The sequence below is a fragment of the Nonomuraea candida genome (assembly GCF_000725485.1).
In the GTDB taxonomy this organism is placed as follows: Bacteria; Actinomycetota; Actinomycetes; order Streptosporangiales; family Streptosporangiaceae; genus Nonomuraea; species Nonomuraea candida.
In genome coordinates this window covers 1-1,517 of record NZ_JOAG01000119.1, presented here as the reverse complement: position 1 = coordinate 1,517, position 1,517 = coordinate 1, and the positions used below count along the sequence as shown (strand labels likewise).

The 1,517-nt window shown below is 62.0% G+C and carries 1 protein-coding gene; it reads right to left on the bottom strand.

The genetic code is table 11. From position 1 onward, the window contains the following. Positions 1-61: 61 nt before the first annotated feature. Positions 62-1,357 carry a hypothetical protein gene (locus IO39_RS43285; protein WP_052424149.1) on the bottom strand — a complete coding sequence of 432 codons (1,296 nt, stop codon included), beginning with the start codon at positions 1,355-1,357 and terminating at the stop codon, positions 62-64. Positions 1,358-1,517 lie beyond the last annotated feature (160 nt).

Genomic DNA, 1,517 nt, shown 5'->3' with positions numbered 1-1,517 from the left:
CTGGACCAACATCGCCGCCGCCACAGACCACTACCGCAGCCACCCCGCCGACGCTCTTCAGCTACTCGGTTTCAGCACGTGAGAACGCTTCGGCCCTGGGTACGGCACCTTGCTGGCCGACAAGTTCCGCGAGCTTCCGCGCCACTCGCGGCTCGTTGTAGAAATTATCCCAGCCAAGATGGACGTTCATGAGCTCTTCGAGGGTCTCGGCCATCTCTGCAGCGACGATCTCCCCAGGAAGATATGCCGCGCCCTGGACGAGGTCGATGAGCTGTCGGGCGAGTATCGCTTGGTCATGGTCGGCGTTGGCCTGAAATCGTCCGAGCCTGGTGCCGAACGCGTGTCGGGTCTCCTCTGACACGTATGCCCAGAGCTTTGGCCACAGCGCTCGGATGTTGTCCAGCGTGAATGGCTCGGCTCCCACGGTGGTGTACACGGAGAATAGGCCGGTCGCCAGCGTATCGGCTTGGTCGGATGGGAGCCTCTTGAAGAAGGCAGCGGTCTGCGCAAGCGGACTGCTGTCCATCAGCTTGGCCTTGACGTTGATCAGTAGCTTCTGGATCTCGGCGACTACCGTGTCGTGCGGGAGGGTGATGACTTCCCGAATGCATGTCTCCAGCCAGTCAGCAAGCTGCAGGCCCGTAAGCGTCACCTGGTTGGGGTGCGCTGCACTGGCGTAGTTGCGCATGAAGCGAATATGGTCGACCTGGTGATAGCCGACATCGCTGATGAGTCCAATCTCTCGGGCCCCGCTCAGTAGCTTTGCGTCGTCGAGTTTGACGAGGTCCTCGGCAGTCTTGAGCTCTTTGCGCCTGCTGTCGGACTTCTCTGCGACGGCGTAGAAATATGACAGGTCATACCCAATCACGCGCTTGCGTAGCTCGATGACGGTCTCGTCCCACAGATAATTCACGCTCAAAGCCATCGCCAACCGGTCCACCTCCGAGGAGGGTGCCTTCTTCCAGATGTCTTCGAGAGAACGCCGCTCCGAGAAGTAGAGATCCCCTAGAAGGGCTTTGAGTTCCTTGGGCGGTATCTCCTTGGCGAAGGCGACGGCGAAGTAGGGATCGCGCTGGTGGTTCTCCAGCAGGTCGAGGGTCTGGCGGGAGAGGGGTGGCCGTCCGTCGACGCTGGCGGCATCCTTTCCGGCCTTTCGAAGCTGGTCGGCAACTGACTTGGCCGCAGCCGCGCCGCTCGCCGGCGAGTACGAGGCCCAGAGCGTCTCATCCGCCCAGATCACGCCCTTGTCGAGACCGATCTTCTGTGTAGCGACGATGAGATCCAGGCGACGCTGTAGGTCGGGAACCTCCTGGGCGATCTGGAAGCCGATATCCCTCAGTGATCCCGGGCCGGCCATACTCGCGCCGATCGAGCTCAGTGCCCTGCCGAGCTGGGCATCCGCGGCCGTCCATGCCTGCTGCCCGCGTTCCGCAGCTAATCCATGATCCCGGGCACGTCCGGGTCTGAAACCGCAGGTCGGTGGCTTACGGCCTAGCGGAAACGGCGGAAAGCCCTAG